Origin of the sequence: Aeromonas sp. A600620 (genome assembly GCF_029479985.1) — a bacterium.
Taxonomy (GTDB): Bacteria; Pseudomonadota; Gammaproteobacteria; order Enterobacterales; family Aeromonadaceae; genus Aeromonas; species Aeromonas veronii_A.
In genome coordinates, this window is record NZ_JAAKXB010000007.1 from 1 (window position 1) to 25,799 (window position 25,799).

The 25,799-nt window shown below is 57.8% G+C and carries 19 protein-coding genes and 1 pseudogene; 12 read left to right on the top strand and 8 right to left on the bottom strand.

From position 1 onward, the window contains the following. The 6 genes and pseudogenes from G5533_RS10480 to ubiG form a co-directional block, all read right to left on the bottom strand. A pseudogene (locus G5533_RS10480) lies at positions 1 to 317 on the bottom strand (IS3 family transposase); the annotation flags it as partial. A gap of 125 nt (positions 318 to 442) precedes the next feature. Next, complete coding sequence (gene yfaE, locus G5533_RS10485; RefSeq protein ID WP_441254768.1) at positions 443 to 766, bottom strand: class I ribonucleotide reductase maintenance protein YfaE; 324 nt, start codon at positions 764 to 766, stop codon at positions 443 to 445. Then, positions 763 to 1,896 carry a class Ia ribonucleoside-diphosphate reductase subunit beta gene (gene nrdB / locus G5533_RS10490; protein WP_441254769.1) on the bottom strand — a complete coding sequence of 378 codons (1,134 nt, stop codon included), beginning with the start codon at positions 1,894 to 1,896 and terminating at the stop codon, positions 763 to 765. The genes yfaE and nrdB overlap by 4 nt, the downstream gene beginning before the upstream one ends. Positions 1,897 to 1,976: 80 nt before the next feature. Beyond that, positions 1,977 to 4,244, bottom strand: a complete 2,268-nt coding sequence (gene nrdA, locus G5533_RS10495) for a class 1a ribonucleoside-diphosphate reductase subunit alpha (protein ID WP_182925442.1) — start codon at positions 4,242 to 4,244, stop codon at positions 1,977 to 1,979. Between the two features lie 625 nt (positions 4,245 to 4,869). Beyond that, the gene (locus tag G5533_RS10500; protein WP_441254770.1) at positions 4,870 to 5,556 is read right to left on the bottom strand and encodes an HAD family hydrolase; all 687 of its coding nucleotides are present in this window, start codon (positions 5,554 to 5,556) and stop codon (positions 4,870 to 4,872) included. After that, positions 5,556 to 6,272: a bifunctional 2-polyprenyl-6-hydroxyphenol methylase/3-demethylubiquinol 3-O-methyltransferase UbiG gene (ubiG, locus tag G5533_RS10505; protein WP_441254771.1), complete on the bottom strand. Its 717-nt coding sequence runs from the start codon at positions 6,270 to 6,272 to the stop codon at positions 5,556 to 5,558. Before ubiG ends, G5533_RS10500 begins: the two co-directional genes overlap by 1 nt. Positions 6,273 to 6,460: 188 nt before the next feature. Between ubiG and gyrA the strand changes: the two genes are divergently transcribed. Continuing rightward, positions 6,461 to 9,208: a DNA topoisomerase (ATP-hydrolyzing) subunit A gene (gene gyrA / locus G5533_RS10510; RefSeq protein WP_441254772.1), complete on the top strand. Its 2,748-nt coding sequence runs from the start codon at positions 6,461 to 6,463 to the stop codon at positions 9,206 to 9,208. A gap of 110 nt (positions 9,209 to 9,318) precedes the next feature. On the opposite strand, the gene G5533_RS10515 is transcribed toward gyrA, so the two are convergent. Beyond that, entirely contained in the window at positions 9,319 to 10,716 is a 1,398-nt protein-coding gene (locus G5533_RS10515; RefSeq protein ID WP_441254773.1) for an alpha-amylase family protein, read from the bottom strand. Positions 10,717 to 10,977: 261 nt separating this feature from the next. Here G5533_RS10515 and G5533_RS10520 point away from each other — a divergent pair, with 261 nt between their 5' ends. Then, entirely contained in the window at positions 10,978 to 11,133 is a 156-nt protein-coding gene (locus tag G5533_RS10520) for a hypothetical protein (RefSeq protein WP_441254774.1), read from the top strand. A 179-nt stretch (positions 11,134 to 11,312) separates the two neighbouring features. On the opposite strand, the gene G5533_RS10525 is transcribed toward G5533_RS10520, so the two are convergent. After that, on the bottom strand, positions 11,313 to 12,368 hold the full coding sequence (locus tag G5533_RS10525) for a PA0069 family radical SAM protein (protein ID WP_005336693.1): 1,056 nt from the start codon (positions 12,366 to 12,368) through the stop codon (positions 11,313 to 11,315). A gap of 173 nt (positions 12,369 to 12,541) precedes the next feature. On the opposite strand from G5533_RS10525, the gene G5533_RS10530 reads away from it, so the two are divergent. The 10 genes from G5533_RS10530 (at position 12,542) to G5533_RS10575 (ending at position 25,798) form a co-directional block, all read left to right on the top strand. Continuing rightward, on the top strand, positions 12,542 to 13,129 hold the full coding sequence (locus G5533_RS10530; RefSeq protein WP_227342860.1) for a tetratricopeptide repeat protein: 588 nt from the start codon (positions 12,542 to 12,544) through the stop codon (positions 13,127 to 13,129). Positions 13,130 to 13,362: 233 nt separating this feature from the next. After that, positions 13,363 to 15,291 (top strand): threonine--tRNA ligase, encoded by a 1,929-nt coding sequence (gene thrS / locus G5533_RS10535; RefSeq protein WP_005336690.1) that lies wholly within the window; start codon positions 13,363 to 13,365, stop codon positions 15,289 to 15,291. Between the two features lie 21 nt (positions 15,292 to 15,312). Further along, positions 15,313 to 15,843 carry a translation initiation factor IF-3 gene (infC, locus tag G5533_RS10540; protein WP_234923365.1) on the top strand — a complete coding sequence of 177 codons (531 nt, stop codon included), beginning with the start codon at positions 15,313 to 15,315 and terminating at the stop codon, positions 15,841 to 15,843. Between the two features lie 86 nt (positions 15,844 to 15,929). Then, on the top strand, positions 15,930 to 16,127 hold the full coding sequence (gene rpmI, locus G5533_RS10545; protein WP_005300673.1) for a 50S ribosomal protein L35: 198 nt from the start codon (positions 15,930 to 15,932) through the stop codon (positions 16,125 to 16,127). 15 nt (positions 16,128 to 16,142) lie between these two features. After that, positions 16,143 to 16,499 carry a 50S ribosomal protein L20 gene (rplT, locus tag G5533_RS10550; protein WP_005300683.1) on the top strand — a complete coding sequence of 119 codons (357 nt, stop codon included), beginning with the start codon at positions 16,143 to 16,145 and terminating at the stop codon, positions 16,497 to 16,499. Positions 16,500 to 16,878: 379 nt separating this feature from the next. Then, complete coding sequence (pheS, locus tag G5533_RS10555) at positions 16,879 to 17,862, top strand: phenylalanine--tRNA ligase subunit alpha (protein ID WP_376901004.1); 984 nt, start codon at positions 16,879 to 16,881, stop codon at positions 17,860 to 17,862. Between the two features lie 12 nt (positions 17,863 to 17,874). Next, positions 17,875 to 20,262 carry a phenylalanine--tRNA ligase subunit beta gene (pheT, locus tag G5533_RS10560; RefSeq protein WP_376901005.1) on the top strand — a complete coding sequence of 796 codons (2,388 nt, stop codon included), beginning with the start codon at positions 17,875 to 17,877 and terminating at the stop codon, positions 20,260 to 20,262. Positions 20,263 to 20,265: 3 nt separating this feature from the next. Continuing rightward, a complete protein-coding gene (gene ihfA / locus G5533_RS10565; RefSeq protein ID WP_005300715.1) occupies positions 20,266 to 20,562 on the top strand; it encodes an integration host factor subunit alpha in 297 nt (98 codons plus the stop codon). Between the two features lie 15 nt (positions 20,563 to 20,577). Beyond that, positions 20,578 to 24,567 (top strand): ATP-binding protein, encoded by a 3,990-nt coding sequence (locus G5533_RS10570; protein WP_441254775.1) that lies wholly within the window; start codon positions 20,578 to 20,580, stop codon positions 24,565 to 24,567. Next, positions 24,554 to 25,798: a response regulator gene (locus tag G5533_RS10575; protein ID WP_216978764.1), complete on the top strand. Its 1,245-nt coding sequence runs from the start codon at positions 24,554 to 24,556 to the stop codon at positions 25,796 to 25,798. Before G5533_RS10570 ends, G5533_RS10575 begins: the two co-directional genes overlap by 14 nt. The last annotated feature ends 1 nt before the right edge of the window (position 25,799 follow it).

The following is a 25,799-nucleotide window of genomic DNA, read 5'->3' on the forward strand; positions in this document are numbered from 1 at the left end:
TCGACGACGGCCTCAAAGAACTGGGCCTTCTGGCTCATCAGCGCCAGCTGTTGCTCGAGTTCCTTGATGCGCTGTTCGGGCGTCTGGTTGTCGGGGTCAGGCATGGTGATGCTCCTGCCGGCACGTACAGAAGCCCCCTGGCTCCAATCTTGCCGACCATGTTTACGCAACCATACCAGAACGGTGGAATGGCCCTGAATGCCATAACGCACCTGAGCCTGTTTGTAGGTGAGCTCGCCTTTTTCAATCTGCTCGACCAGTGCCAGTTTAAAAGTCAGCGAGTAATCGCGCTGTGTCCGTTTCACACCTTGTCCCATCGGGTTCTCCATTTATTGGGGGGAAAGGTGTAAACCATATTCAGGACGGGACAGAAGAGACAAAAAAGCCGCCGGATTGCTCCGGCGGCTTTCTATTTTGTGCGAGTTGCCAGTCTGTGGCTGCGTCAGCTCTTCTGGATATCCAGCCGGATGGCGCCGACCGGTGTGCAGCAGCAGGGGAGGCACTCCCCCTGGGCGACAAATGCCAGCGGCACATTGGGGTAGTGCACCTTGCCAGCCATCAGCGGAGTGCGGCAGGCGCCGCAATAGCCGCTGCGACACTGGAACTCCACATGATGACCATGGCGCTCCAGGGTCTCCAACACACTTTCGCCGGGATGGGCGTGCAGCACGGCACCATCCCGGGTATGTACCCGTGGTGCCTGCACCGCCTGCTGTTCGGCAGGCGAGTGCGGGGCAGGTGTCAGCGTGTTGGTGGCGTCACTCACAGCTCGAAATCACCCAGGTCTTCAGCATTCACTTCGCTATCGATCTGACCCACCAGATAGGAGCTTACCTCTACCTCTTGCGGGGCGACCTGCACGTTGTCGGAGGAGAGCCAGGTGTTGATCCAGGGGATCGGGTTCTGCTTGGTGCCGGCAAAGGCTGGCTGCAGACCGACGGCGGCCATCCGCAGGTTGGTGATGTACTCGACGTACTGGCAGAGAATGTCCTTGTTCAGGCCGATCATGGAGCCGCCCTGGAACAGGTACTCGGCCCACTCTTTCTCCTGAATGGCTGCCTCTTTGAACAGCTCGAAGCAGGCCTGTTCGCACTCGGCGGCGATCTCGGCCATCTCGAGGTCGTCCTGACCGCTGCGCATCAGGTTCAGCATGTGCTGGGTCCCGGTCAGGTGCAGTGCCTCATCGCGGGCGATCATCTTGATGATCTTGGCGTTGCCCTCCATCAGCTCGCGCTCGGCAAAGGCAAAGGAGCAGGCGAAGCTGACGTAGAAGCGGATCGCTTCCAGCGCGTTGACGCTCATCAGGCACAGATAGAGCTTCTTCTTGAGCTCACGCAAGGTGATGGTCACCTCGCGGCCAGCAACGGTGTGGGTTCCTTCACCGTGCAGGTTGTAGAGGGCGGTCGCTTCGATCAGGTCGTCGTAGAAGTGGCTGATGGAGCCAGCGCGTTTGAGGATCTGCTCGTTGGTCACGATGTCGTCAAACACCTGGGCGGGAGTGTTGACGATGTTGCGGATGATATGGGTGTAGGAGCGAGAGTGGATGGTCTCGGAGAACGCCCAGGTCTCGATCCAAGTTTCCAGCTCCGGAATGGAGACAAGCGGCAGCAGTGCCACGTTGGGGCTGCGACCCTGAATGGAGTCCAGCAGGGTCTGGTACTTCAGGTTGGAGATGAAGATGTGCTGCTCGTGGGGGGGCAGGGCCTGATAGTCGATACGATCACGGGAGACATCCACCTCTTCCGGGCGCCAGAAGAAGGAGAGTTGTTTTTCGATCAGCCGCTCGAACACTTCGTGCTTTTGCTGGTCATAACGGGCTACGTTGACCGATTGGCCAAAAAACATCGGCTCTTTGAGCTGGTCGTTTTGGGTTTGGCAGAAAGTTGAATAGGCCATGGTTACCAGAATGTCTGTATGGAGAAAACAGGAGAGCGGGAGCTTGTCGCTCCCGCCCGGTTATCAGATCTTGCCGTGACTTAGATTTTGCAAGCCCCGCCAGCGCAACCGTCATCTTGCAGATCGGTCTGGGCATCGTCCGCACCATCACGGGTGTTGTGATAGTAGAGGGTCTTGAGGCCGTATTTGTAGGCGGTCAGCAAGTCCTTCAGCAGCTGCTTCATCGGCACCTTGTTGCCTTCGAAACGGGCCGGGTCGTAGTTTGTGTTGGCGGAGATCGCCTGATCCACAAACTTCTGCATGATACCGACCAGCTGCAGGTAGCCGTCAACGCTCGGTTGCTTCCAGAGCAGTTCGTATTGATCTTTCAGGCGATCATACTCGGGCACCACCTGTTTGAGAATGCCGTCCTTGGAGGCCTTGACCGACACCAGACCGCGCGGCGGCTCGATGCCGTTGGTGGCGTTGGAGATCTGGCTGGAGGTCTCGCTCGGCATCAGGGCGGTCAGGGTGGAGTTGCGCAGCCCCACGGATTTGATCTCTTCACGCAGGCTTTCCCAATCCAGATGCAGCGGCTCGTTGCACAGCGCATCCAGATCCTTCTTGTAGGTGTCGATCGGCAGGATGCCCTGGGCATAGGTGGTCTCGCCAAACAGCGGGCAGGGGCCGAATTCGCGGGCCAGCTGCACGGAGGCTTTCAGCAGGTAGTACTGGATCGCCTCGAAGGTGCGGTGAGTCAGCGCCAGACCGGAGCCGTCAGAGTAGCGGGCACCGTTCTTGGCCAAGTAGTAGGCGTAGTTGATGACGCCGATCCCCAGAGTACGGCGACCCATGCTGCCACGCTTGGCGGCGGTAATCGGGTAGTCCTGATAGTCGAGCAGGGCATCGAGAGCGCGTACGGCCAGATCGGCCATCTCTTCCAGATCTTCCAGCTTGTCGATGGCACCCAGGTTGAAGGCGGAGAGGGTGCACAGGGCGATCTCGCCGTTCTCGTCGTCAATGTTGTTGAGCGGCTTGGTCGGCAGCGCAATCTCGAGGCAGAGGTTGGACTGGCGTACCGGCGCTACGCTCGGATCAAACGGGCTGTGGGTGTTGCAGTGATCGACGTTCTGGATGTAGATGCGACCGGTACCGGCACGCTCCTGCATCATCAGGGAGAAGAGATCGACTGCCTTGAGGGTCTTCTTGCGAATGGCCGGATCCTGCTCGTACTTGACGTAGAGCTCTTCAAACTTGTCCTGATCGGCAAAGAAGGCATCGTACAGACCCGGCGCATCGGACGGGGAGAACAGGGTGATGTCACCGCCCTTGATGAGGCGCTGGTACATCAGCTTGTTGATCTGCACGCCGTAGTCCATGTGACGGACACGGTTCTCTTCCACGCCGCGGTTGTTCTTCAGCACCAGCAGGCTTTCCACTTCGGTGTGCCACAGCGGGTAGAACAGGGTGGCCGCACCGCCGCGCACGCCGCCCTGGGAGCAGCACTTCACGGCAGTCTGGAAGTATTTGTAGAAGGGGATGCAACCGGTGTGGAACGCTTCGCCACCACGGATGGGGCTGCCTAGACCGCGGATGCGACCGGCGTTGATGCCGATACCGGCGCGCTGGGAGACATAACGCACGATGGAGCTGGCGGTGGCGTTGATGGAATCCAGGCTGTCGTCGCACTCGATCAGTACGCAGGAGCTGAACTGACGGGTCGGGGTGCGCACGCCGCTCATGATCGGGGTCGGCAGGGAGATCTTGAAGGTCGAGACCGCATCATAGAAGCGCTTGATGTAGTCCAGACGGGTATCTTTCGGATACTTGGAGAAGAGGCATGCCGCTACCAGGATGTAGAGGAACTGCGGGCTCTCGTAGATCTCGCCGGTGACACGGTTTTGTACCAGATACTTGCCTTCCAGCTGCTTGACCGCTGCATAGGAGAAGTTCATGTCGCGCCAGTGATCCATGTGCGCGTTCAGCTCTTCGAACTCTGCCTGGGTGTAGTCTTCCAGCAGGTGTTTGTCGTACTTGCCCATGTCGACCAGACGAGCCACGTGCTGGTAGAGGTGGGGCGGTTCGAACTGGCCGTAGGCCTTCTTGCGCAGGTGGAAGATGGCCAGACGGGCTGCCATGTACTGGTAGTCCGGAGTCTGCTCGGAGATCAGGTCAGCCGTTGCCTTGATAATGGTTTCGTGAATGTCGGCGGTACGGATACCGTCATAGAACTGGATGTGGGACTTGAGCTCTACCTGGGAGACCGACACGTTGTCGAGACCCTCGGCGGCCCAGTCCAGCACGCGGTGAATTTTATCCAGATCGATGGGTTCTTTGTGTCCGTTACGCTTCGTCACAAACAAGTTCATTGGCTGATGACCTTTAGTTGATTCCCGAAAAACCATCGCACGCCACCCGGCTGCTGGCGGTCACAGGAGAACGGGCCGGTGCAGTTGTTGGGTAACTATTGTGCGATGAATCACAAGATATAGTGTTATTTTGATGTCGAGCTACAAGATAGTGAGGTCGACTGCGCATTGCAATGTGTGGATAACTGGCTTGCTGTGGATAAATTGTGGGTGTTGTTGTCTCTGTTAGTGGTTGCTCACAGTGAGCGGGTTTTCATTCGTCCGCTTCGTCAAATGCAAGCCTCCCGATCGAAGATGGAAAATTTAAATAACTTTTTTTGCTTGCGAAAAGGGGGCCTTTTTACTAGCAAACGCCTGCTGATTATCCCTTGCCCAACAAGGGACAAAAGCTGTCCAGCGCTCGGTTGTCACTGCAAAATGTGAAGCGCACTTTCTCGGTCTGCTTGTGACAGTTGCCTCAGCGAAACGGGAGCAAGGTTGTCATATGGACTCTTTGTGACAGTTAAAGTTGCCTTGGTGATCCACCTACGCTCTCTTCTCGTTAGCTGTCGGGGACAGGAGAAGGCCGTAAAAAAGGGCATCAACCTTTGATGCCCCAACTCTTGCAACGTCACGACCGGTAGTTTCAGCCCAGCTCGTAGCGCAGCCAGTGGTGCAGCGCCTGCACGGTATCAAAGTGCAGGTCGGCGCCCCATTGGGCAGGATCTTCCTCATCATTGAGATAGCCCCAGCCAGCGACCGCAGTGCGCATGCCGGCGTTGCGGCCCGCTTCGATGTCGCGCACATGATCCCCCACATAGAGGCAGTGAGCTGCCTCGACCCCCAGCTTCTCGCAGGCAAAATACATGGGGGCAGGGTCGGGTTTGCGTACCGGCAGGGTATCGGCGCTGACGGTGACGCCGCAGTTGGCGAGCACTGGCAGAGCAGCTAGCAGCGGCTCGGTGAGAAAGGCCGGCTTGTTGGTGACGATACCCCAGGGCAGCTGCTTCTCGTCGAGCCACTCGATGAGATCCACCATCCCCTCATAGGGGCGGGTACCAACGCAGAGATTGGCAGCGTAGTAGTCGAGCAGGGCATTGCGCAGGCGGGTGGCCCCCAGCTCTTCCAGCAGATCGTCACCCAGCCCCGCCCTGAGCAGCCCGAGGGCGCCGTGGGAGGTGGTCTGGCGAATGATCTCGTCAGAAAGCGGTGCAAAGCCTTCGCTTATCAGCACGTGATTGACGGCGGCCCCCAGATCCGGGGCTGTGTCGAGCAGGGTGCCATCCAGATCGAACAGCACGCAACGAAGAGGCAGCAGGTGAGAGGAGCTCATCAACCGTGCTCCGGGCGGACAAACTCCACCATATAGTTGACGTCGACATTTTTGCCGAGCTTGAACTGGTTGGTGAGGGGGGCGTAGTGGACGCCGCTCATGTCCCGCACCAGCAGGCCAGCTGCTTCCCCCATGCGACACAGTTCGGCCGGGGTGATGAATTTTTTGTGATCGTGGGTACCCTTGGGCACCATCTTCATCAGGTATTCGGCCCCGATGATCATCATCAGATAGGATTTGGGGTTGCGGTTGATGGTGGAGACGAACACCCGGCCGCCCGGGCGCACCAGGGTAGCGATGGCGCGCAGCACGGAGGCGGGGTCCGGCACATGCTCCAGCATCTCCATGCAGGTGACCACGTCATACTGGCCCGGTACTTCGGCGGCATGGGCTTCGGCAGTGATCTGGCGGTACTCGAGCTCGACCCCCTGCTCCAGGGCGTGCAGGCGGGCGACGCCAAGGGGCTCCTTGCCCATGTCGATACCGGTGACCTGTGCCCCGCGGCGCGCCATGCTCTCGGCGAGGATGCCGCCGCCACAGCCGATGTCGAGCACGCGCTTGCCAAACAGGCCGCCGCTCTTGTTGGTTATCCAGTCAAGGCGCACCGGATTGATCTGGTGCAGGGGCTTGAACTCGCCCTCCATGTCCCACCAGCGAGAGGCGATGGCTTCAAATTTGGCGATTTCGGTCAGGTCGACATTGGCGTCACTGTTCATTTATCGAAGATCCTGTGGCAGGGCGCGCAGAGCGGGTGACTCGCGCGCAATCTATTGTCCTGGCGGGCATTATAACGGACGGACTTTGTCAAACCAGCCCGATTTGTGGCTTAAGGAATCCGCCTTGGTGTGTTACCATGTCGCGCTGTTTAAGCCAAAGAACAACTAATTAGGGATTAAGGCTTTCTATGAGCGATCTGGCCAGAGAGATCACGCCGGTCAACATCGAAGAAGAGCTCAAGAGTTCCTATCTTGATTACGCCATGAGCGTGATCGTAGGACGAGCTCTGCCGGATGTGCGTGATGGCTTGAAACCGGTTCACCGCCGCGTTCTGTATGCAATGAACGAGCTGGGGAACGACTGGAACAAGCCCTATAAAAAATCGGCCCGTGTGGTCGGTGACGTAATCGGTAAATATCACCCGCACGGCGATAGCGCTGTGTATGACACCATCGTCCGGATGGCGCAGGATTTCTCCATGCGCTACATGCTGGTCGATGGTCAGGGCAACTTCGGTTCGGTCGATGGCGACAGCGCCGCGGCCATGCGTTACACCGAAGTGCGGATGGCACGCATCTCCCACGAGCTGCTGGCCGATCTGGACAAAGAGACCGTGGACTGGGTGCCGAACTATGACGGCACCGAGATGATCCCGGCTGTCATGCCCACCAAGGTTCCCAATCTGCTGGTCAACGGCTCCTCCGGTATTGCGGTGGGCATGGCGACCAACATTCCGCCTCACAACCTCACCGAGATTGTCAATGGCTGCCTGGCGCTGATCGAAAACGGCGACCTCACCATTGACGAGCTGATGACCTACATCACCGGCCCGGATTTCCCCACCGGCGGCATTATCAACGGTCGTTCCGGTATCGTGCAGGCGTACCGTACCGGTCGTGGCTCCATCTATGTGCGGGCCAAGGCTGAAGTGGAAGTGGACGAAAAGACCAGTCGCGAGACCATCATCGTTCACGAAATTCCCTATCAGGTGAACAAGGCGCGTCTGATCGAGAAGATCGCCGAGCTGGTCAAAGACAAAAAGATCGAAGGCATCAGTGCCCTGCGCGACGAGTCCGACAAGGACGGTATGCGTATCGTTATCGAGATCAAGCGCGGCGAGTCCGGCGAGATTGTGCTGAACAATCTCTACAAGCACACCCAGATGCAGACCACGTTCGGCATCAACATGGTGGCGCTCGATAACAACCAGCCCAAGGTGATGAACCTTAAAGAGATCTTGGATGCGTTCCTGCTGCACCGCCGCGAAGTGGTGACCCGCCGGACCGTGTTCGAACTGCGCAAGGCGCGGGATCGGGCGCACATCCTTGAAGGTCTGGCGGTTGCGCTGGCCAACATCGATCCGGTTATCGAACTGATCCGTCACAGTGCCACCCCGGCTGATGCGAAAGCGGGCCTGGTTGCCAAGGGCTGGGAGCTCGGCAACGTGGCTGCCATGCTGGAAAAAGCCGGTGACGACGCGGCTCGCCCCGAGTGGCTGGAGCCCGAGTTCGGCATTCGCGACGGTTACTACTACCTGACCGAGCAGCAGGCACAGGCCATCCTTGACCTGCGTCTGCACAAGCTGACCGGCCTTGAGCACGAGAAGATCCTGGAAGAGTATCAGGAGCTGCTGGATCTCATCGCCGAGCTGCTGCACATCCTGGCGAGCCCGGTTCGTCTGATGGAAGTGATCCGCGATGAGCTGCTGGCCGTGCGCGACCAGTATGGCGACGAGCGTCGTACCGAAATCAGCATGTCCAGTGCCGAGATCAACATCGAAGACCTGATCACTCCGGAAGACGTGGTGGTGACTCTGTCCCACCAGGGTTACGTGAAGTATCAGCCGCTCTCCGATTACGAAGCCCAGCGCCGTGGCGGCAAGGGCAAGTCCGCGACCCGGATCAAGGAAGAGGACTTCGTCGAGCGTCTGCTGGTGGCCAACACCCACGACACCATTCTGTGCTTCTCTACCCGCGGCAAGGTCTACTGGCTCAAGGTTTACCAGCTGCCGGAAGCGTCCCGTGGCGCCCGTGGTCGTCCGATCATCAACCTGTTGCCGCTGGAAGAGGGTGAGCGCATCACCGCCATTCTGCCGGTCAAGGAGTATGATGCCGAGAAGTATGTCTTCTTCGCGACCGCCAACGGTACCGTGAAGAAGACCAGCCTCTCCGACTTCAGCCGTCCGCTCTCCTCCGGTATTCGTGCTATCAACCTCAAAGAGGGTGATGAGCTGATCGGGGTGGATATCACCGACGGCAGCAACGAGATCATGCTCTTCTCCGATGCGGGCAAGGTTGTTCGCTTCGCCGAAGGCAGCGGTCGCGCCGATGCGGATGCCAGCGATGAGGTCGAAACCGACGACGATGCCGGCAATGATGATGATGGCAGCGACAACGGTGAAGGCACCGAAAGCAAGGGTACCTTCAAGGGCGTGCGTCCGATGGGCCGTACCGCCGCCGGTGTCCGTGGTATCAAGCTGGCCGCTGGCGACAAGGTGGTTTCCCTTATCGTTCCGCGCGGCGAAGGTGCCATCCTCACCGCTACCGAGAACGGTTACGGCAAGCGTACCGCACTCGACGAGTACCCGACCAAGAGTCGTGGTACCCAGGGCGTTATCTCCATCAAGGTGGACGATCGCAACGGCAAGGTCATCGATGCCATCCAGGTTGAAGAGACCGATCAGATCATGCTGATCACCAACGGCGGCACTCTGGTGCGTACCCGTGTGGCCGAGGTGAGCATTATCGGTCGCAACACCGGTGGTGTGCGTCTGATCCGTACCGGTGAAGACGAAACCGTAGTCGGTTTGCAGCGCATCGCCGAAAGCGATGAAGACGAAAACGATGCAGTGGTTGCTGAGGGTGAGGTGTCCGAAGGCACTGATACCGCAGCAGACGCCGCCAGTTCCGTTGATGGCGAGGCGGGCGACGAGTAATCGTTCCCCCCTTGCTGCAGCAGATAAAAAGAGCGACCTTGCGGTCGCTCTTTTATTTTCTTCGTTTGGATGTTTTCTTCACTTTGGCCCGAGATGTCGGGGCATCATCATTACTCCTGCAGCCACATTCTGGCGCTGCGAGCAGGGATCGCCAGCCGTACCCACTGGCTCTGCACATTGACCACCGCATTCTGATCGAGCACATCCCGGTAGTTGCGATACCAGTTCATCTCGTACTTGGTGGTATCGAGCCAGTACTCCTGCTCCTGCCCGCATTTGTTGATGCCAACCAGTCCCTGCTTGCCCCGTTTGAACAGTACGAAGCAGTTGTCGCTGCCGATCAGCTGCATCGGTTGGCCCTGAACCGCATTGTGGAAGCGGATCATTCCCTTGAGATCGGCGCGCAGGTAGTAGTCCTGCCAGCGCAAGCCATCCTTGTCTCGGGTTTCGCCATGATCGGAGTAGACCAGTGGCGAGCCACCATCGCGCCCGAGCAGGTAGGCATAGGCCAGCGACTCGTCTGTCTGGTTCAGGATCTGGTAGCGGAAGCCGTCATTGGTGGGGATGTCGTGGGTGACCGCGAAGGTGACCGCACGGCTGCCAGGCAGTGCCTGACCATAAGCACCCGGATCGGCCAGCAGGTTCATGCTGCCACCGTAACTGAAGGCGCCGCGCAGGGAAGCAAAGAGCGGGAAGTCATAGGCGCCCTGACCGCTACTGTCGAGGTAGGGCTTGAGGAAGTTTTCATAGTCGCTGTTGCCGGCGCCCCCCGTGGTGATCACCTCACCAAAGACGTGCATCCCCTGTTTGATTTCGGGAGTGAATATGGCATTGATCTGGTAATCACTCATGTGCTTGACCGCATCGACCCGAAAGCCTTTGATCCCCATCCCCTTGAGTGCCTGCAGGTAGGCCTGCTGCTGGCTCACCACCCAGTTGTTGGGGTCAAGATCCGGCAAGCCCTTGTCACCGGGTCCACCACACAGCCGCCAGTACTGGACATGGCCCGGATTGTTCCAGTCGGTGATACACCCTTCCGGATGAAAATCCTGACCGGAGAGGAGGTTTTGCCCCAGATCGCCAAACAGTTTTTGGCGCTCGAAGTAGCTGGGGTTGCTGGCGTAGCTCTGCAGCAGCTCGTTGCCGGGATAGTTGAGATCGCTGCGCTTCCAGCTTTCGTTGGCCATGTGATTGAGCACCACATCGGCGTAGACGGCGATACCCCGCGCCTTCATGGCGGCGATCAGCTGCTCGAGATCCTGCTTGTTGCCAAGGGGGGAGTCGACAAGGCGCAGATCCTGGGGTTGGTAACGGGCCCACCACTCGTTGCCTGATGACTTGAGAGGTGGTGAGATGAGTACCTGTTTGTAACCGGCTGACTTGATAAGATCGGCTTTGGCGGTCACTTCACTGTACTTCCAGTTGAAGGCGTGCAGTATGACGTCGGCGTGCGCCAAGGGGGCGATCAGCATGCCTGCGATCGCCCATATTCCCGCTGTGTGTTTCATTATTGTGTCCCTGTTTTTATAGATGCCTGAATGGGCAACTCAGCTTTGGCGGGAACAGAGTGAGCTGCAATCAACAACCTGCAGATTTGTGACCGCTTTCAGTATGATTTCGCCGAATATGTGAACTGTTTCGGCTTTTCCTCGCCACCGCCAGTTGCTTTTTACAAGTGATTTTTTTGTCATTTCCCTGTCATTCCCAGCCGCTATCCTGCCAGGCGAGTGGTGCGTTGTTGCCATCACCTTCACCGTCAGGAGCTGCATATGACCAGTTGGATCACGTGGGAAATTTGGTGGAGCCGGGTATGGGGCGAGTCAGAGGTGCCGCTGTATGAAGAGGATGAGCACGAAGTGGCTCATGAACTCTCGCGACTACCGGTTGAAATGGTGCAGCAGGGTCGGGATCAGCGCGCAGGCTAAGGCGCTAACACAGCCTTTACCGGATTGCGCGATCTTGTGGCGACATGGCTACTTCGTTGGCCAATTTGGAAAATTAGGAAAGCGGGTTTTCCACAGGATGTATCGCGGCATATCTTCCTCTCGACCTCTTGGCAGGCAAGGGCTCTGTGCCTGATGCGTGAAGGGCGTGAGCAGGGGGATTAGAAGAGCGACAGCTGCTCCCCGGGGCGGATAAACCCATCCAGCCTGAGCTGAATATGGCGTTTGCCCAGATCAAGTCGTTTGCTGATAAGGCGAAAGCGCTGGGCCAGCAGATCGGCAAAGTGCCCCTCACCGCGCATGCGGGTACCGAAGGCGGTACTGTTGAGCCCGCCACCGCGGCTGGCTCGCAACTGATTCAAAATAGCCTCCTTCTGGCCCGGATAGTGGGTATCGAGCCAGTCACCAAATAGCGGCGCCAGCTCGTGGGGCAGGCGCAGCAGAATGTAATCGGCGCAGCTGGCGCCAGCCTCGGCAGCCGATTTGATGATCTGCTCCAGCTCCGGCTCATTGAGCCGCGGGATCATGGGGGCGGCCAATACCCCCACCTGTATACCAGCGTTGGCCAGCTTTTCGATCACTTTCAAGCGGCCGGTGCCCGTGCTGGCGCGGGGCTCCAGCTGTCGCCGCAGGGTTTCGTTCAAGGTCGTCACCGATACCATCACCTGACACAGTCCCTCTCTGGCCAGCTCGGTCAACAGATCGAGGTCGCGCAAGATCATGGCGCTCTTGGTAATGAGTCCGACCGGATGGCGGTGGGCCAGCATCACTTCCAGCAACTGCCGGGTGAGGCGATAGCGCTGCTCGATGGGTTGATAGGGGTCGGTATTGGCGCCAATGAAGATGGTCTGTGGCTGATAGGCCGGTTTGGCAAACTCCCGACGCAGCAGATCGGCTGCATTGCGTTTAGCAAACAGCTTGCTCTCGAAATCAAGACCAGGGGAGAGTTCCAGATAGGCGTGACTGGGTCTGGCATAGCAGTAGATGCAGCCGTGTTCGCACCCCTGATAGGGGTTGATGGAGCGACCAAAGGGGACATCCGGCGAGCTGTTGTAGCTGATGATACTGCGTGCATCGATCTCCCGCACTTCGGTGCCAGGCACAGAAGAAGTGAAGGCGGCATCCCAATCGGACGATTGCCAGCCGTCATCGACCGCTTCGACAAGGGGGCCGCTAAAACGGTGATCGATATTGTTGGGGCTGCCTCGTCCTGCCATGGTGTGCACCGACACTGTTTATACATACAGTTATTTTGCAGGTACCCCGGATAAATGACAACAACTGCTGATCGACCGGGTGCAAAAAGGGTTGTCGTAGGGATCTCTTGCTTGATCGCAACGCTACATTTCGTTTACATAGACGAAATGAGAACTGGATCACGGAAATCATCATGAGCCCCACCACTTCCCGTTGGCTGTTTATCGGTCTGTTTGCGCTGGTTATCTGGCGTCTGCTTCCGCTCTCCACCGAGCAGGAGATGGCTGCCGCCAACCGTGCCTGGCGTACCGGTCACTTTGATGAGGCGACCCGGATCTGGTCGCCACTGGCCGATCAAGGCCAACCTCGGGCGCAAGCCCTGATGGGCTGGAGTCATGAGGTGGGGCAGGGGAGCGAGCAGGATATCCATCAGGCCATCAGCCTCTATCGCCAGTCGGCGCAGGCAGGAGATCCCTTCGGCCAATATCGGCTGGCAGAGCTCTATCTGCGCGGTGTCGGGGTCAAGCGAGATCTGCGCCAAGCCTTTCACTGGATGGAGCAGGCTGCCCGCAATGGTGATGTCCCGGCCATGCTGAAAGTCGGTGTGCTTCATCTGATGGGGGTCAGCGGCAGGGTCGATCTGGCTCAGGCGAAACAGTGGCTCTATCAGGCGGCACAAAAGGGCAACAAGCTGGCGCTTCAGGTGCTGCAAGAGCTGGCGCTGGCAGAGGAGGGGAGCAGTGACTTTGACTTCAACTGGCAATCCCTGCTTGGCGAATAGTCGGTAGGCGACTCATTTGACTGTAGAAAATATCTGCAAATCCGATACAGCACGCCCGACTTCTGGTAGCATGGGGGCCGTTTTGGCTTGGTTTGTCATGTTAGACATGCTGTTTGCGTGTCAGGCCGTCTTCGCAAAGTGCTGTGGAGAACCAGAACATCACCTTTTTGAATCTCTTTTCCATCCCGCATGTGACCTTTGGTAGGGGTCACCACTGTATAAGGAAACACATAATGCCAATCATTACTCTGCCTGACGGCAGCCAACGTCAATTTGCCCACTCTGTTTCCGTCATGGATGTGGCTGCGGACATCGGTCCCGGTCTCGCCAAGGCGTGCATTGCCGGTCGGGTAAACGGTGAACTGGTGGATGCATGCGAGCTGATCGAAGCCGATGCTGCGCTGGCCATCATCACCGCCAAAGACGAAGAAGGTCTGGACATCCTGCGCCACTCCTGCGCTCACTTGCTGGGTCATGCTATCAAGCAACTCTGGCCCCAGACCAAGATGGCCATCGGTCCTGTCATCGACAACGGCTTCTACTATGACGTTGATCTTGACCGTACCCTGACCGATGAAGATCTGGCTGCCCTGGAAGAGCGCATGCTGGCGCTGGTAGCCAAGGATTACGACGTCATCAAGAAGAAAGTCTCCTGGCAAGAAGCGCGCGATGTATTCGAGGCGCGCGGCGAGTCTTACAAAGTCGAAATCCTGGATCAGAACATTGCCCGTGATGACCAGCCAGGTCTCTATCATCACGAAGAGTACATCGACATGTGTCGCGGCCCGCACGTGCCCAACATGCGTCACTGCCACCACTTCAAGTTGCTGAAGATGTCCGGCGCCTACTGGCGTGGCGACTCCAACAACAAGATGCTGCAGCGTATCTACGGTACTGCCTGGGCTGACAAGAAGCAGCTCAAGGCTTATCTGCAGCGTCTGGAAGAGGCCGCCAAGCGCGACCACCGCAAGATCGGCAAGCAGCTCGACCTGTATCACATGCAGGAAGAAGCACCCGGTATGGTGTTCTGGCACAACGATGGCTGGACCATCTTCCGTGAGCTGGAAACCTTTATCCGCGGCAAGCTCAAAGAGTACGACTATCAGGAAGTGAAAGGTCCGTTCATGATGGACCGCGTCCTGTGGGAGCGTTCAGGTCACTGGGAGAAGTATGCCCAGGCCATGTTCACCACCCAGTCCGAAAACCGCGAGTACGCCATCAAGCCGATGAACTGCCCGGGTCACGTCCAGATCTTCAACCAGGGTCTGAAGTCCTACCGCGATCTGCCGCTGCGGATGGCCGAGTTTGGTTCCTGCCACCGCAACGAGCCGTCCGGTTCCCTGCACGGTCTGATGCGGGTGCGCGGTTTCACTCAGGATGACGCTCACATCTTCTGTACCGAAGAGCAGATCATGGAAGAGGTCTCCGGCTGTATTCGTATGGTCTATGACGTCTACGGTACCTTTGGCTTCGAGAACATCGTGGTCAAGCTCTCCACTCGTCCCGAGCAGCGTATCGGCTCTGACGAGATGTGGGATCGCGCCGAGAAAGCGCTGGCCGAAGCGCTGGAGCTCAACGGTCTGAAGTACGATTTGCAGCCGGGTGAAGGGGCGTTCTACGGTCCAAAAATTGAATTTACCCTGCACGATTGCCTTGATCGTGCGTGGCAATGTGGTACCGTGCAGCTCGACTTTGCCCTGCCTGGTCGTCTGGGTGCCACTTATGTGGGCGAAAACAACGATCGTCATGTACCTGTGATGATCCACCGGGCCATCTTGGGTTCTATCGAGCGCTTCATCGGTATTCTGACTGAAGAGTACGCCGGTCTGTTCCCGACCTGGTTGGCTCCGACTCAGGCTGTGGTCATGAATATCACGGACAATCAGGCCGATTATGCGGTGAAAGTAGCCAAAGCATTGAATGATGCGGGCCTTCGCGCAAAAGCGGACTTGAGAAATGAGAAGATTGGCTTTAAAATCCGCGAGCATACTTTGAAGCGAGTACCTTTCATGCTGGTCTGCGGCGATAAAGAAGTTGAAGCCGGTAAGATTGCAGTACGGACTCGTAAAGGGGCTGACCTGGGCACTTATCCTGTTGAAGAGTTCATCGCTCTGCTGACCCAGGAAGTTCAGACCCGCGGACAAAAGAAAGTGGAGGAATAAGCTATAAAAGGCGGAAAAAAACTGGGCAAGCAACCGCAAGCCCGCGCTCACCGGATCAATGAAGAGATCCGTCTGAAAGAAGTTCGTTTGGCTGGTCTGGATGGCGAAGCTCTTGGCATCGTATCTATCCAGGAAGCACTGAACTTGGCCGCAGAGGCCGAAGTGGATCTGGTCGAGATCAGTCCGAACGCCGAGCCGCCCGTTTGCCGGATCATGGATTACGGCAAATTCCTCTACGAAAAGAGCAAAACCACCAAAGAACAGAAGAAAAAGCAGAAAGTCGTCCAGGTCAAGGAGATCAAATTCCGTCCTGGCACTGACGAAGGCGACTATCAGGTAAAACTACGCAACCTGGTTCGCTTTCTGGAAGACGGGGACAAGGCTAAGGTCACCCTGCGCTTCCGTGGTCGTGAAATGGCACACCAGGATCTTGGTATCAAGGTTCTTGAGCGCGTCAAGAACGATCTGGAAGAGTTGGCCGTAGTCGAATCGTTCCCGAAAGTCGAAGGCCGTCAAGCTGTGATGGTCCTCGCACCTAAGAAGAAATCTTAAGGCCCACAAGAAATTGACTCATGGGGCTCGCTCCATGAGTCGGTTCGCCTTGCGATTTTGTTGTCACTCACAATGCGGAGTATGAAATGCCGAAGATGAAAACCAACCGGGGCGCCGCAAAGCGCTTCAAGAAGACTGGCTCAGGTCGCTTCAAGTGCAAGCACAACCACCTGCGTCACATCCTGACCAAGAAGAGCAGTAAGCGTAAGCGTCAGCTGGGACCGAAGTTCTTTGTTTCCGCTGCCGACCACAAACGTGTTGTCGCTTGTCTGCCGTACGCATAAGGGGGGATGTGAAAAATGCCAAGAGTTAAACGTGGTGTGACTGCTCGTGCTCGTCACAAGAAAGTAATGAAAGCCGCCAAGGGTTACTACGGCGCCCGTTCCCGTGTTTACCGCGTAGCGGTACAAGCGGTAACCAAAGCTGGTCAGTATGCCTACCGTGACCGTCGCCAGAAAAAGCGTCAATTCCGTCAGCTGTGGATTGCGCGTATCAACGCTGCTGCCCGTCAGAACGGTCTGTCCTACAGCCGTCTGATCAACGGTCTGAAGAAGGCTTCTATCGAGATCGATCGCAAGATCCTGTCCGATATCGCCGTTCACGACAAGCTGGCTTTCACCGCCCTGGTTGAAAAAGCTAAAGCAGCTCTGGTCTAATTCCAGCACTGTTATAAAAAATAAAGGAGGCTCAGGCCTCCTTTTTTGTATCTGTCATTCACGGTTTTACATCACGTTTTTCTTTCTCCCGTCCACGTTTTGTCCACTGTTTTACACGCGCTACAGTTTTCTCCATACAAAGTGACATGTGGGAGATCACTAGTTCTATAAATGGATTGTATGCCAACAAACTATGTCTTTATTCTACTATTTCAAGAGTGACGGTAAATCGATGAGACTCGCTTGATATAACAAAATGATTTGTAGGGAGAAAAGCCCACCTTAACTATGGTCAGCGAAGGGGCTTTTTTTGTATTATTCCACTCTTGACCTTATTTAGCCTAAAGGCTCCTGTACCGGGAGTGGTGACGAGGAAGACATGCAACAGCTTGAAGAAGTAGTCGGCCAAGCCAGAGCCGAAATTGAGGGCGTGAGCGATATCGCGACCCTCGACGAAATCCGGGTCAAATATCTGGGTAAAAAGGGCTTTTTTACCGAGCAGATGAAGGGCCTGGGTGCCTTGTCTGCCGAAGAGCGTCCCGCCGCGGGCGCCGTGATCAACCAGGCAAAACAGCAGGTTCAGGATGCGCTGAACGAGCGTCGTGAAGCGCTCGAAGCTGCCGTGCTGAACCAGAAGCTGGCCGCCGAGACCATCGATGTCAGCCTGCCGGGCCGTCGCATTGAGAATGGTGGTCTGCATCCTGTAACCCGCACCATCGAGCGCATTGAGCGCCTGTTTGGCGAGATGGGCTTCAAGGTTGCCCGTGGTCCCGAGATTGAAGATGGCTTCCACAACTTCGATGCACTGAACATTCCGGCTCATCACCCGGCGCGTACCGATCACGATACCTTCTACTTCAATCCTGATCTGATGCTGCGTACCCACACCTCGGGCGTGCAGATCCGTACCATGGAGCATCAGCAGCCGCCGATCCGCATCATTGCACCGGGCCGCGTCTATCGTAACGACTACGACATGACCCATACCCCGATGTTCCATCAGGTTGAAGGTCTGCTGGTTGACGAGCATGCCAGCTTTACCGAGCTGAAGGGCATTCTGCACGACTTCCTGCGCAACTACTTCGAGGAAGACCTGACCATTCGCTTCCGTCCTTCCTATTTCCCGTTCACCGAGCCGAGCGCCGAAGTAGACGTGATGGGCAAGAATGGCAAGTGGCTGGAAGTGCTGGGCTGCGGCATGGTTCACCCGAACGTACTGCGTTCGGTCGGCATAGATCCGGAAAAATACTCCGGCTTTGCCTTCGGCATGGGCGTTGAGCGCCTGACCATGCTGCGTTACGGGGTCAACGACCTGCGTGCCTTCTTCGAAAACGACCTGCGCTTCCTCAAGCAGTTCAAGTAAGGGCGAGAGAACATGAAATTCAGTAAATCCTGGGTGATGGAGTGGGTCCGCACCGAGTTGAGTGACAATGCGCTGGCCGAGCAGATCACCATGGCCGGTCTGGAAGTGGACGCCGTGGAAGCAGTTGCCGGCCAGTTCAACAATGTGGTGGTGGGTGAAGTGGTCGAGTGCGCCCAGCATCCTGACGCCGACAAGCTGCGGGTGACCAAGGTCAACGTGGGTGAAGCCGAGCTGCTGGACATCGTCTGTGGCGCGCCGAACTGCCGTCAGGGCCTGAAAGTGTGTGTGGCCAAAGTAGGGGCGACCCTGCCGGGTGATTTCACTATCAAGAAAGCCAAGCTGCGTGGCCAGCCGTCTCACGGCATGCTTTGCTCTTTCAGCGAGCTGGGTATCGACGTTGAAGCCGATGGCATCATCGAGCTGCCGGCCGATGCCCCCATCGGTACCGATATTCGTGACTACCTCAATCTGAACGACGTCTCCATCGACGTGGATCTGACTCCGAACCGTGCCGATTGCCTCGGTATCGCGGGTCTGGCTCGTGAAATTGGCGTGCTCAACAGCGTGGACGTGGTCGAGCCGACCTGGGCACCAGCTGTTGCTACCATTGATGCAACTTTCCCGATCCGGGTTGAAGCACCAGCTGATTGCCCCCGTTATCTGGGCCGCGTCATCAAGGGGCTGAACTTGCAGGCCCAGAGCCCGCTCTGGATGCAAGAGAAGCTGCGCCGTGGCGGCATTCGTTCCATCGACGCCATTGTCGACATCACCAACTACCTGCTGCTGGAATACGGTCAGCCGATGCACGCCTTCGATCTGGCTACCCTGGAAGGGGAACTGGTGGTGCGTCGTGCCCACGCCGATGAGCCGATGACCCTGCTCGATGGCAACGAAGTGAAGCTCAAAGAGACCACCCTGGTGATTGCCGATGCCAAAGGTCCTGCCTGCATGGCCGGTATCTTCGGTGGCAATCGCACCGGTGTATCCGAGACCACTACCGACATCCTGCTGGAGTGCGCCTTCTTCGCGCCGCTCTCCATCACCGGCCGTGCCCGTGCCTACGGTCTGCACACCGACTCTTCCCACCGCTTCGAGCGCGGGGTGGATCCGGAGTTGCAAGCCAAGGTGATGGACAGAGCCACCCGTCTGCTGTTGGAGATCTGCGGCGGCGAAGCGGGTCCGGTCATCGAGGTCAAATCCGATGCCCATCTGCCGAAAGCGGCCCCCATCAAGCTGCGTCGCAGCAAGCTCGACAAGGTGATCGGTATCAGCGTGGCTGACGCTCAGGTGGTCGAGATCCTGACCCGCCTCGGCATGCAGGTCACTGTGGATGCTGACGGTTGGACTGCGCTGGCACCCTCCTGGCGTTTCGATATCGCCATAGAGGAAGACCTCATTGAGGAAGTGGCTCGCATCTACGGCTACAACAACATCCCGAACCTGAAACCCGCCGCTTCTCTGGCGATGGTGGAGCAGGCAGAAGGGCAGGTGACCTTGAAGCGCGTGCGCGACCTGCTGGTTGACCGCGGTTTCCAGGAAGCGATCACCTACAGCTTCGTCGATCCCAAGACCCAGCAAACCCTGTTCCCGCAGAGCGATGCCATCGTGCTGCCGAACCCGATCTCGGTCGAGATGTCCGCCATGCGTGTCTCTCTGTTCCCGGGTCTGGTGCAAGCCGTTGTTTACAACCAGAATCGTCAGCAGCCGCGTGTGCGTCTGTTCGAGCAGGGTCTGCGTTTCATCAAGGATGAAAGCGCCGAGAATGGCATCCGTCAGGAGCCGATGCTGGCCGGTATCATCACTGGCAACCAGAGCGACGAGCACTGGGATATCAAAACCCGCGCAGCCGACTTCTTTGATTTGAAAGGGGATCTGGAAGCGGTGCTGGACTTGACCGCCGAAGGGGCCACCTTTACCTTCGAGCGCACCGAGCACAGCGCCCTGCACCCGGGCCAGAGCGCAGCCATCCTGCGCAATGGCGAGATCATCGGCCACATCGGCGTGATCCACCCGAGCCTCGAGAAGAAGCTGGGCCTCAAGAGCCGCGCGGTGATGTTTGAGCTGGAGCTGGACAAGCTGACCCCGGCCAAGGTGCCGGTTGCAGCCGAAGTTTCCAAGTTCCCTGCGAACCGTCGCGACATCGCCGTCGTGGTCGATCGTCAGGTTCTGGCAGGTGATGTGCTTGCGGTAATTAAAAAAGTTGGCGGAAATCAGGTAGTTGGAATAAACTTGTTTGACGTATACCAGGGTGCTGGTATGGCAGAGGACAAGAAGAGCCTGGCCATCAGTCTTGTATTGCAAGACACCCAGCGTACCCTGGAGGAGAAAGAGATTGCCGAGACCGTAGACAATGTCGTGCGGGCCCTTGGTGAAGAGTTGAATGCATCCTTGAGGGATTGATCTATGGCGCTTACCAAAGCCGACATTGCAGAGCACCTGTTCACCCAGCTCGGGATGAGCAAGCGTGAAGCCAAAGATATGGTGGAAGCCTTCTTTGAGGAAATCCGACAGGCGCTTGAGCGTGGTGAACAAGTCAAGATTTCAGGCTTCGGTAACTTTGACCTTCGTGAGAAGAATCAGCGTCCCGGACGCAACCCCAAGACGGGCGAGGATATTCCTATCAGCGCCCGCCGCGTGGTGACCTTCCGGCCTGGCCAGAAGCTCAAGGCCAGGGTAGAAAATGTTGAACCCAACGAGTGATAAAAAGCCAGGCAGATGCCTGGCTTTTGTTTTCAGATGACCAAATTCCCCGTTTTTCTTCTGGGTGCCGTACTGGCACTGCCATTGCACGCCAAGCCTTTGCAGACCACTGTGCTGCCGTTGGCGCCGGCGACCCAGGCTTATGTCAATTCACTGAGTCAGCTTTCGCTCTGCTATCCTGCGACGCTTCCTCCACCATACCTGATGGCCGAGGGGGGACTGCTCAAGGATCGCCTTGCCCGGTTGCAGGAGCTGTTCCCTATTCCACTTGTGCTCAAAGAGCTGCCCGATTGGCAGACATTGCGCAACGGGCTCGCAGAGGGGGAATGCGACATCATTCCCTATGTCGGAACCCGCAAGAAGGCCGTGGAGGGTATGCGGTTAAGTCGTCCGATGATGGAAACCGATGCCGCCATCCTCTACAAGGGTGAAAATCTCAAACAGGCCCGCTTTCTGGTCTACTCGCTGGCAGACTCTGCCCGCCTGCTGCACGAGCTCTATCCCCAGGCACGCATTATTTCCCTAAAAAGCGGAGAGAAGGTCTACGACGCGCTGCAGAGTGGCAAGGGGGATGCCTATCTGGGGGACTATCTGCAACTGCGCTATCTGATGCGCGAGTTTCCTGCCGATGGTTTGCGCCTGCGCCGCCTGTTTGGTGAGGATCGGATCATCAGCTATCGCTTGATGATGCGTGATCAGCCTGAGTTGGCCAATCTGGTGGACACCCTGATCCGTCATATGCCCGCCGGTACTATCTATACCGATCTGGCCCGTTATCTCGATCAGGGGTCGCTCTACGTCAACCAACCCCACTTCAGCGATACCGAGCAGGCCTGGTTATCCGGCCGCGGTCGCACCATTCGCCTGGTGGTCAATCCCGAGTTGATGCCCTATAGCGGCGTCAATGATCTGGGGGAGCCGAAAGGGTGGAGCGCGGATGTGTTGCGCTGGGTCACCCAGGAGACCGGCCTGAAATACAAGCTGGTGCCTGCCGCCAGCAAGGCGGAGGCCGTAGAAAAGCTGCGTCGTGGTGAGGCGGATATGATGGCCGGTTTGCCGGAATCCCCGGCATTGACGGATCAGTTCATTTTCAGCCGGACGATCTCCACCAACCGGTTTGCCTTTATCAGCAAGCGCAAGCTGGCTGCTGATCGCATTACCCAACTCAAGCGGCAGCGTATTCTGGTGCCGGAATCCCTCTACGATCCCTCCTTGCTCGCCCTGCTCGGTGATCAGGAGTGGGTTCGCACCGACGGCATCGAACAGGGGCTGGCAGCGATCAAACATGGCAAGGCTGACGCCATGCTGAGCGAGCTATATCAGCTGCAATATCCCCAGCGTACCAACTTGCTGGAAGGGCTCGATATTGAGGAGCTGGAAGATCGCTTCAGTCTTGGCTTTGCCATCAACAAGAGTCAGACCGAACTGGCCGGGGTGATGGATCGCAACCTGATGGCCCTTACCAGCACCCAGATTGACGAACTTAACCAGCGCTGGCGCCGCTTGCTCGTCGTGCAGCAACCCGGTGTGAGCTACGCCGCCTGGTTTGGCTCCATCGCCATGGCACTGCTGATCAGCGGTATTGTCATCGGCGGGATCTGGCGTTCTCGCCAGCAACTGGCAAGGGAAGTGGCCCAGCGTCACGCCGCCGAGAAGGCGCTGGCCATCGAGAGCGAGCTGCGGGAAACCATGTTTCAGGCGTTGCCGGTGCCCGTCTATCTGCGCAACAGCCAGGGCAAGGTGATCAAATCCAATAAACAGGGGCGACGTCTGGCCCTGCGCTACTCTCAGCAGTTGATGCTGCCGCCGGTTCAGCCGCAAAAGAGCGAAGGGGAGCTGGTGCTGGGGGAGCAGGTCTTCGCCTATGCCCAGCATCCGCTGCGGCTGGACAAGCAAGCACCTGCCACCGATCTCATCGCCCTGTCGGATATCAGTGTGCTGCGTGAGCAGGCCCGTTTTCTACGTCAGGCAGAGCGCCGCCTGCGTGCCCTGACCAATACAGTCCCCGGCGTGGTGCTGCAGTTTATGTTCGAGCGGGGACGGGTAGGGGCCATCGAGTTTATCAGCCGAGGCTGTTACGAGCTGCTGGGGCTGGCGAGCCAGCAGATCCGCCGTGAGCCCAAACGGGTGCTCATTATGCTTGAGCGCGAGGATCGCCGCCGGGTAAGCCGTGAGATGTTCGCCATGTTGCAGGCTGGCAAACCCTTCGCATTCACCCTGCGCTATCACCATCCGACCAAGGGTCTGCGCTGGTTGCAGCTCTATGGCCGTGGCCGCAGTCAACCGCATGGTTGGCGAATTTATGCGGTGATGCAGGATGCCACTGCCCGGGTCGAGCAGGATCAAGCATTGCAGCACTCCCATGAACAGGCGCAGCAGGCGGTGCAGGCCAAGGGCCGTTTCCTGGCGGCGATTAGCCACGAGATCCGTACACCGATGAACGCCATGCTCGGCTTGCTTGAGTGGCTGGCCAGCACCCCTTTGTCGAGAGAACAGGATTCGGCGCTGGCGCGGGTGCGTCAGGCGGGGGATGAGCTGCTCGGCCTGCTCAACGATGTACTCGACTTTAGTCGCAACGAAAACAGCAAACTCTCCCTCTCGCCCCAGCCCACCGATTTCGCCGAGCTGTGCGAGCACGTGGCGGCGGTGCACTGGAGTAAGGCCAGATCCAAACGGCTGCAATTACGATTGCGGCTTGACCCTGCCTTGCCAGCCTTGCTGACTCTCGATCCCCATCGGGTACGGCAAGTGCTCCACAATCTGCTCTCCAATGCCATCAAGTTCAGCCTGCGTGGGGAAGTGGTGCTGTGGGTCGAGGTAGTCGCATCGACCTTGCGCTTCGGGGTCGATGATGAAGGGCCGGGGATCACCGCCAAGATGCGTCCTACTCTCTTTATGCCATTCGAACAGTTTGCTGTTGAAGGGCAGTTGCGGGCGCCGGGCACCGGCCTTGGTCTGGCGATCTGCAAGCAGCTGCTCGAGCAGATGGGCGGGTTGATCGATGTCGAGGGACGCCCGGGCGGTGGTAGCCGCTTCTTCTGCGAGTTGCCGTTGCAACAGGTTCAGCAAGATATCGATTGGCAGCCAAGAGTACGCCAGTTATCCCTCTCACTGCCTCACGATGAGGTTTTGGGGGTCACGCCCTGGTTGTCCAGGCTCGGTATTCATGTTGCCAGTCGTGCGGTTGATCTGCTGCAGGCCGAGAGAGACGAGGATAGTCTGTATCACTGGTCATGGCAGGGGGAGTCCTGGGTGCCGGGCACCATGATCAGCCTGTTCCAGCCACGGATGACATCAGAGCAACCTGTGGGTGAGATGCAGCCTGGGCTTGGTATGCGGGTACTGCTTGTTGAGGATCACGATGTCAACCGGGAGCTGATCTGTATGCAACTGGGGCAACTGGGTGCAAGCGTAGTCAGTGCCGCCAATGGGCAGCTGGCGCTGGAGATGCTGGTGAAGCACCAGGTGGATCTTGTGTTGACAGACCTGCAGATGCCGGTGATGAACGGGGCCGAACTGTGCAGGCAATTGCGTAAATCCGCGCGTTGGGCCCGTCTTCCGGTCTATGTGATCACCGCAGATCTCAGTGAGCAAGCGGCAAGGGAGCTGCAATCCTGCGGTTGCGATGGTCATCTGGACAAGCCGGTCGCCCTCAAGGTGCTGGCGACCTTGCTGCGCCATATTGGCAAAGAGGGGAGCAATGCTGTCGCCCCGACGCCGGTTGCCTCGTTGCTGACCGATGAACTGGCTGCCCTTTATCTGAAGGCTACCCGTGATGATTTGGCCGAACTTGAACGCTGCTGCACAGAAGAAGATGAAGTTGGCGTGAATGCTGCTTTACACAAGCTGAAGGGGGCCGCCAGAATGGTAGGAGCCACGGCGCTGGTGACGGTGATTGACGAGTGGCAACAAGCCCCCCATCCAGCTCTCCAGAGCAGTTTGAACCGGGCGTTGGATGAGTTCAGCCAGCATTTCTCGAAAAGGACCCAAGATGATCATTACTGATGAAGAACTGCTGGCGTTGCTCGACTCGGAAGAGCACGAGGCGGCAGATTTTTGCCCTGTCTTGCTCTATGCGCTTGATCGGGCCTCCCATGAGCTGGCAAAGAGCACGACACTCCCCTCCTATGTCACTTTGCAGCGCACCCAACCGGACGCCTGCTGGCAGTGGGAAGGGTTGTTTGCGGCAGGAGCCATTGCCCTTTACGATCCTGCCGCTCACCAGCAGGCGGACTATTTCCCCGAGTTGCAGCATCATCAGGGAATTTATGCCATTGGTGAAGATTGGCTGGGAGGACTTGCCGCCAGTTACCGTGACTGGAACAACTGGCTGGCGGCCAAGCGGGTACTGCTGCTAGAAGATCACCCGTTTCAGGGGATGCAGTTACAGCAGGCTATCGCCGAACTGGGGCTCTCCTGCCAGTGGGTGCAGGATGAAACTGCCTGTCTTGCTGCGTTGGAGGCTGGCGACATCAGTCTGCTGGTGTGTGATCTCAGTCTGGTGGAGCAGGATGCCATCAGCCTGCTGATGAGCCAGCCGCAAATTCAGCGCAGCGGGTTGCCGATCATTCTCTTGTCGGCGCACGAGCAGACATTGATCGACGGTGCCCGCCGTCTGCTGCACGATGCCGGTTTCAATGTGCTGGCTGCACTGGCCAAGCCACTCGATGGCAACGAGTTGCTCAGGTTGCTGCGCGGACTCTATCTGGGGCCTCTGCGTCAGCGTCGGCTGAGTGGCCAACGTCGAACAATTCGTCGTTGGCAGGGGGAAGTGCAGGGTCAGCTTGGGCTGCTCTCCAGCCCCGCGACTCCTCATCCGGTCTGGCTGGCGGTAACGGGTTTACCCGGCCGCTGGGAGGCACTTAAAGAGTGGTTGACGGATCAGTCACGTAGCCCCACAGAGCTGACATTATTGATCCATCGTCGGGATCACCTGTTGAGCAATGGAGAGCGGTTTGCGCTGGTACTGCAAGCGAGTCTGGCGGGGAGCAAGCTGGCGTTGCTGCTCGATAACAGCCAGCATTTGCCATTCGATCTGCTGGAGCGTTTGCCGTTGAGCGCTTTGCTGCTGGGGCAGGCGCTTTTACCCGAAATAGAGTCATTGGCCATGGACTCCCTGCTGGGACGCTTTATGGCCCGAGTCAGAGAGCTGGGGATCGCCGTCTATCTCGATGATCCTTACAATCTGCTCGACGCCGAGGTGTGGCGGGAGCAGGGTATTGCGGGGCGCTGGTAAC